The organism is Paracoccus sp. MKU1, assembly GCF_001447385.1.
Classification (GTDB): domain Bacteria; phylum Pseudomonadota; class Alphaproteobacteria; order Rhodobacterales; family Rhodobacteraceae; genus Paracoccus.
The window spans coordinates 1-2,906 of sequence record NZ_LLWQ01000088.1 but is presented as its reverse complement, the minus strand read 5'-3'; the positions used below and the strand labels follow the sequence as shown (position 1 = coordinate 2,906).

The following is a 2,906-nucleotide window of genomic DNA, read 5'->3' as shown; positions in this document are numbered from 1 at the left end:
CGCGCATCCGGATCGGTGGTCGAGCCATGGGTGGCATTCGTCCGCCTCTGACCCCGGAAATCGACCTCGGCATTGCGGCTGTGGCGTTGGTTGCGGGGCATCGGATCGGTCTTGGCAGCTACGGTCAAGGCGGATGGATCGGTGGCCGGGATCCCGAGTCCGGGAGGATCGCCGGGTTCGTCATCCGGCGGGGTCTCGCCCGTCCGCGGTTGGACGCTCTTCATCGAGGGTGAGCCATCAGGCCGCCACCGGTTCGAGGCCCATGGCGAACGCCTTCACCAGCGTGCCGTCGACCGAGAAGTGGTCGTCAGACAGCAGCGGCGCCACCTGGCGGTGCGCCAGGATCGCGGCCATGATCTTGCGCGACATGTCGGTGCTCAGCAGCCGGTCGCAGTTCTCGGTGAAGACGGTCGGCCTTTGGCCCGGGGCTTCGCCCGTTCAGGGCTGAAATCCGTCCCCCGGACGGATTTCCGGGCGCCCCTCACCCCACACGGGATCATCAATGCCGAGGCCGACAAACCAGCGCAACAGCAGATTGTGGTTCATCTGCTCCATCAGCTGGCGCTCGGATCGGACCGAATAGAGGAGCTGCAGCAGGCTCGCCCGGATCAGCCGCTCCGGTGGGATCGAGGGGCGACCAAAGTCGGTGTAGAGCTCATCGAACGCGGCATCCAGGCTGGCCAGCGCCTCGTTCACCACCTGCCGGATCGTCCGCAGCGGGTGGCCCGCGGGGATGCGGGCCTCAAGGTCGACATAGCTGAACAGCGATCCGCTCGCCTCGTCCGTCCCGCGCATCTTTATCACCCCCATCGACCTGCGCAGGGTGAATCATGTTCCGCGTGGCAGGTCGAGGGCTGACTTTTTCAGCGACCTGGTAAAACTCCAAACCGTCAAACGTGAGGCGCGGAAGGCCAGAAATCCGCGCTTCGATCCGTCTGGCACGGGCCTTGCTCTATTATTTCACACGACAGCGACACATGGGGACGAGCATGCCTTCAAGCGAACAGATAGCGGACCACGACGAAAGGGGCCTGCCCTTGCACGACCTTCCGGTGCTGAAGTCGGGAGCCGGACTGGACCTGTTGCGCGGAGTGCGGGTTATCGACCTGACCACCTCGGTCGCCGGGCCCTACGCCCCGATGCTGCTGTCGGATTTCGGAGCTGAAGTCATCAAGGTCGAGCGGTCGGAAGGTGACGACGCGCGAGACTGGGGGCCGCCGTTCCTCGACGGGGAATCGCTGTGGTTCGCCGCCGTCAACCGCAACAAGAAGAGTGTGGTCGTCGACCTCGGCGGCGAGAATGGCCGCGCCGCGCTCGACGGGCTGATCGCGACCGGCGACGTGTTCATCACCAACCAGCCGCCTTCCGTGCAGAAGAAGCTCGGCCTCGACCATGACTCCGTTCGCGCCATCCGACAGGACATCGTCTTCACCTCGATCACCGGCTTCGGCCTCGGCGGGGCACGCGCCGACCTGACCTGCTACGACCTGATCGCCGAAGGTTATTCGGGCATCATGGATCTGACCGGCGAGGCCGGCGGCGAGGCGCAGAAGATCGGCGCGCCGGCAGCCGACATGCTGGCGGGCCAGGATGCAGCCATGGCCACCATAGCGGCGCTGTTCGACCGCGCCAGCAGCGGCAAGGGCCGGCTCATCGATGTGTCGCTGGTGGAGAGCATGACCCGTTTCCTGTCGTGCCGCGCCGTCGCCTATCTGGGCTCCGGTGAGGTGCCGACCCGCTCCGGTGGCACGGATAGCGTGATCGCCATCTATCAGGCTTTCGAAACCGCCGACGAACCGCTGACGCTCGGCCTTGGCAACGACGCGATTTGGAAACGGTTCTGGCAAGCAGTTGGTGATCCAGACTATGCGGCGCGGCCGGAATTTTCCAACAACGCGCTGCGCCGCCAGCATCGCGCGACCATCGTCGAGCGTATCCAGTCGATCATGAAGACCGCGCCGCGCGACCGCTGGCTCGCCCTCTTCGCCGAACAGCGCGTGCCGGCCGGTCCAATCAACGGCGTGGACGCGGTTGCCGCCGATCCGGAATTGCAGCGGCGAGGGATGTTCTATGCGCTTGACGACAACGGGCGGCTCGTGCCGCAGGTGGGGCTGGGCATCCGCGTCGACGGCGAGGCCGGCACGGCGCGCTCCGTGCCTCCTACTTTAGGGTCAGGACTTCGGTAACGGGGCCGTCCCAGTCAATCGCTTTCTGACGCAAACCACCGCTCCGTCGTGAGGCGGAGTGCAGAAGCCTGGCATGTCTCGTCGCCATCCTGTGCATGCCTTTGTCTGAGATCACCCCGGGTGCATGCTTCGGTCCGTGGTCGGCGCAACGGCCGCCAACACGATGCTGGTCCAATGCAATTCCGATGTGCCCATCTCATTGGCGTGCTCGATATGGTTCGGCAACAGTCCTGACCACGACATCATCGGAACCGCGTCCCTGGAGGACCTCGAAGGCCTGCGATCAGGCAGGCAACGGTAGGTAACTCTCGCAGGTCAGGCCATATGAAGCACCCGGATTTCAGACCGGAAGCTGGTGCCATCAACCCACATCCGGTGCAGGATCACGCTGATACGTCGTGCAAGGGCAACCATTGCTCGCTTGGCCCCGCGGCGACGGGCAACCTGCACCGCCCAGCTTCTCAGCCATGTCGATCGCCCCCGGTGCATCATGACGGTGACAGCCTGGCATAATGCCCGCCGCAGGTTCACATCGCCGGCCTTGGTGATCCCGCCCGAGACATCGCGCTCACCCGACTGGTTGCGTGAAGGTGTCAAACCCACCCAAGGCCCGACCTTCTTCGAAGATGTGAAGCGAGCGGGATCATCGACAGCTGACCGGTAAGTCAGGGCCACGACCGCGCCAATCCCGGGCATCGACATCAAGCGATGACAGACTGG

At 64.8% G+C, this 2,906-nt stretch carries 2 protein-coding genes and 1 pseudogene; 1 reads left to right on the top strand and 2 read right to left on the bottom strand.

From position 1 onward, the window contains the following. Positions 1-795, bottom strand: a pseudogene (locus AQY21_RS27615) (transposase); the annotation flags it as partial. Positions 796-989: 194 nt separating this feature from the next. Between AQY21_RS27615 and AQY21_RS05870 the strand changes: the two are divergent. Then, positions 990-2,186, top strand: coding sequence for a CaiB/BaiF CoA-transferase family protein (locus AQY21_RS05870; RefSeq protein WP_058096830.1), 1,197 nt, complete (start codon positions 990-992; stop codon positions 2,184-2,186). Between the two features lie 315 nt (positions 2,187-2,501). Here AQY21_RS05870 and AQY21_RS27610 read toward each other — a convergent pair. Then, the coding region (locus AQY21_RS27610; RefSeq protein WP_152988122.1) for a transposase at positions 2,502-2,906 on the bottom strand (405 nt) is incomplete at its 5' end.

Excerpts from the sequence above, each read along its gene's own strand:
- AQY21_RS05870 (WP_058096830.1), top strand. The coding sequence starts at position 990 with ATGCCTTCAAGCGAACAGATAGCGGACCACGACGAAAGGGGCCTGCCC.